2 protein-coding genes are annotated in these 4,177 nt (G+C 70.5%); both read right to left on the reverse strand.

The window, feature by feature from the left end; all coding sequences use genetic code 11:
- Positions 1–1,868 (reverse strand): type I polyketide synthase (locus ACFY0I_RS39855; RefSeq protein ID WP_388904725.1); only part of this gene is annotated, 1,868 nt, incomplete at its 3' end.
- Between the two features lie 39 nt (positions 1,869–1,907).
- Positions 1,908–4,177: SDR family NAD(P)-dependent oxidoreductase (locus ACFY0I_RS39860; protein ID WP_388904726.1), on the reverse strand; the 2,270-nt coding region annotated here is incomplete at its 5' end.

Below are 4,177 nucleotides of genomic sequence, written 5' to 3' on the forward strand. Positions count from 1 at the left end.
ACCGTCTCATCGATGAGGTCACCACGACCACCCTCACCGAAGAGCACCGGACGCAACGGCCCCGGCAACAACCCATCCGCCACCGAACACACTTCATCCACCACGCCGGCGAACGATTCGAACCGCTCGTACAACCGCGCACCCATCCCCGCGAACTGCGAGCCCTGCCCCGTGAACAACACCGCCGTCTTCCCCACCACAGGGGAACCGATCACAAGCCCGTCAATCGAAGTGCCCTCGACGAGCGCTTCCAGCGCCGCCACCAGATCGGCGGTGTCCTCGCCCACCACGACCGCCCGGTCCTCCAACACCGCACGACGGGCCAACTCCGCAGCCACACGCCCGATATCCACACCCTCACGGCCCCGGACGAACTCCGCCAACCGCGCTCCTTGACCACGCAGCCCCGCGTCCCCGCGCGCGGAAACCAACCACGGGACCGGACCCGCACCCCTCAGTGAGGCAGTGTCCGGCTCCGCGACGGTCGGTTCCGTGACGGGTGCCTCCTCCAGGATCACGTGCGCGTTCGTGCCGCTCACGCCGAACGAGGACACCCCCGCCCGCCGCACCCGCCCATCGGCCTGCCACGGAACCGACTCGGTCAGCAGCCGCACCTCACCCGCCGACCAATCCACATGCGGCGACGGCTCATCCACGTGCAACGTCGCCGGCAGACGCCCGTGACGCATCGCCATCACCATCTTGATCACACCGGCCACACCCGCAGCCGCCTGCGTATGACCAATGTTCGACTTCACGGATCCGAGCCACAGGGGGCGGCCCTCCGGTCGGTCCTGCCCGTACGCCGCCAGTAGTGCCTGCGCCTCGATCGGATCACCCAGCGTCGTTCCCGTCCCGTGCGCCTCAACGGCGTCCACGTCGGTCGCCGACAGACCCGCGTTCGCCAGCGCCTGCCGAATCACCCGCTGCTGCGACGGACCGTTCGGCGCCGTCAACCCGTTCGACGCACCATCCTGATTGACGGCCGAACCCCGCAGCACCGCCAACACCCGATGGCCGTTCGCCACCGCGTCCGACAACCGCTCCAGCAGCACCAGACCGACACCCTCACCCCAGCCCGTACCATCCGCCCCCGCCGCAAACGGCTTGCACCGGCCATCGGGTGCCAGACCGCGCTGCCGACTGAACTCCACGAACGCACCCGGCGTCGACATCACCGTCACACCGCCCGCCAGAGCCAGGCCACACTCGCCCGCCCGCAGCGCCTGCGCCGCCAAGTGCATCGCCACCAACGACGACGAACACGCCGTGTCCACCGTCACCGCCGGACCCTCAAGACCGAAGACGTACGCCAGCCGCCCCGACACCACGCTTCCTGTGGAGCCCGTCAGTAAGTAGCCGTCGGATGAGTCCGCGTGGCTGCCATAGCCCTGGAAGCCCGCCCCTACGAAGACGCCGGTGGAGCTGGACCGGAGGTCGGTCAGGCTCATGCCCGCGCGCTCGAACAGCTCCCACGCGGACTCCAGCAGCAGCCGCTGCTGCGGGTCCATGCTCAGCGCCTCGCGCGGACTGATGCCGAACAGCTCGGCGTCGAAGTCGGCCGCGTCCTCGACGAAGCCGCCTTCGCGGGCGTACGTCTTGCCCGGCCGGCCCCGCACCGGGTCGTACAGGTCGTCGATCGCCCAGCCACGATCCGACGGGAACGCCGTGATGGCGTCCGTTCCGTTCGCCACCAGGTCCCACAGGTCCTCGGGGCTTCGCACCCCGCCCGGTAGCCGGCAGCTCATCCCCACGACGGCGATGGGCTCGTGCTCGCCCGATTCGTACCGCAGGAGCCGTTCCTTCGTCTGCTTGAGCTCGCCCGTTACCCGCTTGAGGTATTCGAACAACTTGTCCTGGTCCGCCATCACATCTCAATCGCCGGAATCGAACGGTGCTGGTCGCGGTCAGCGCTGACCGAGCTCCTTGTCAATGAAGTCGAATACTTCGTCGGGGGTCGCGGATTCGAACGGTTGCCCACCGGCGTCCCGCTGACCCTGCTCGTCACCGTCATCACGCCACGTCTCCAGCAGGGACTGGAGGCGGAGCGTGATGCGTGCCTTCTCCCGACTGTCGGCCTGCCGCATCCGCAGCAGTGCGCTCTCCAGTCGCTCGATCTGCGCGAGCGGCGACGCCACGGCATCGGTGCCGTCCGGGAACAGCGCTCCGCGCAGGTACGCCACCACAGCGCCCGGCGTCGGATGGTCGAACACGAGGGTGGCGGGCAGTTGCAGACCGGACAGGCTCCCCAGCCGGTTCCGCACCTCGACGGCCATCACCGAGTCGAACCCGAGATCGCGGAAGGCACGCGTTTCCGCCACCACCTCGGGATTCCGCAGTTCGAGGACCTTCGCGGCCTCCCGTCGCACGATGTCCAGCAGCTCGGCGTGCTGGTCGTCGGCGTTCAGGTCGGCGAGGCGTCCTCGTAGCGACTGGTTGTCCTCGCGGGACGTGTCGGCGGTCGCCGTGTCCGTGATCCGGGCCAGTCGCCGGACCTCGGGCAGGTCCTCGATGAGCGGACGCCGCCGGGCCACGGTGTAGGTGGGGACGAACCGTGCCCAGTCCACGTCCGCCACGGCCAGGAACGTCTCGTCGAGGGTGAGCGCCTCCTGCAGTGCCGCAACGGCCAGGTCGGGCGCCATCGGACGGATACCCACGCGCGAGAGGTACTCCTCGCCGCCGCCCTCCGCCATACCTCCGCCGCCCCACAGGCCCCAGGCGATCGAGATCGCCCGGCGGCCCCTACCGCGCTGCTGCTCCGCCACCGCGTCGAGGAACGCGTTCGCGGCGGCGTAGGCGCCGTGGAGTCCGCTGCCCCAGACACCCGAGTTGGAGGAGAACAGCACCAGTTCGTCGACGGGATGGTCATCGAGAGCCCTGAGGAGGTTCTGTGTGCCGGTCACCTTCGCCCGCAGCAGCTCCGCGAAAGCGGCGGGCTCCGACTCCCGCAGCGTGGTGCGCTGCGGTACGCCGGCGGCGTGGATGACGGTGGTGATCGGCGGGTGATCGGCGCCGAACAGACCGGCGACCTGCTGGGGGTCGGCGATGTCACATGCGACGACGGTGGTGGGGGTGCCCCGGCTCGTCAGCTCGCGGGCCAGGTCGCCCGCACCGGGTGCGTCCGGCCCCGTACGGCTGACCAGAACAAGGTGCTCGGCGCCGTTCCGCGCCAGCCAGTGGGCCAGATGGGAACCGAGCGCGCCGGTGCCTCCGGTGATCAGCACCGTGCCGCGAGGCTTCCACTCCTGCCGGCCGCGCGGGGCTGCCGGAGCGTGCTGGAGCCGACGGGCGAAGACGCCGGCCGGGCGAAGGGCGATCTGGTCCTCGACCGGCTCGGCCAGGGCGGCGGCCAACTGGTCGCCGGTGCCGGGCTGCCAGGCAGCGGGCAGGTCGATCAGACCGCCGTAGTGGTCGGGGTGTTCGAGGCCGAAGACCCGGCCGAGGCCCCACACCGCCGCCGACGCGGGGTCGGGGGCCCGATCCGTCCCGGGTGCGTTGACCGCGCCACGGGTCAGTACCCACAACCGCGCGCCCTCCTGCTCCACGGCGGCCTGCATCACCGCCAGTACGGCCGCCAGCCCCACGGGCAGGTCCGGGTGGCCCGGATGACTCCGGTCGAACCCGGCCGGCAGGTAGGCGATGTTCTCCGCGCCCCTCAGCAGCTCCGCGACCCCGATCCGATCGATGTCGGCGTCGGCGGGCAGTGTCCGCAGCTCAACCTGGGCGCCGTACTGCTCCAACGCCCGGCGCACGTGATGGACTTCGGCTTGGGCGTCGCAATGGCACAACAGCAGCCACCGCCGGTGCAGTCGGTCGGCGTGCTGGGCGGCCAGCGGTGTCCAGCCCACGCGGTAGCGCCACGCGTCACTCGCGGAGGCGTCGGCCGGCTGCTCAGCGTTCGCCGCGGCGGGGGGTGCGTCCAGCCAATAGCGTTGCCGCTGGAAGGCATAAGTGGGCAATCCCACCGGCTCCGCGGCAGGCAGCAACTCCCGCCACGCCACCGGCAGACCGGCCGCCCAGGCCGTCCCCAAACTGCTCAGCAACTGCGCGACCTCCGGCCGATCACGACGCAGGGTGTGCAACACCCGTCCGGCCGTGACCGTCCGCTCCATCGCCAACGAGAGCACCGGATGCGGACCGATCTCCACGAACACCTGCGGACCCGCGTCCTGCAACC

This window comes from Streptomyces sp. NPDC001568 (genome assembly GCF_042893755.1).
In the GTDB taxonomy this organism is placed as follows: domain Bacteria; phylum Actinomycetota; class Actinomycetes; order Streptomycetales; family Streptomycetaceae; genus Streptomyces.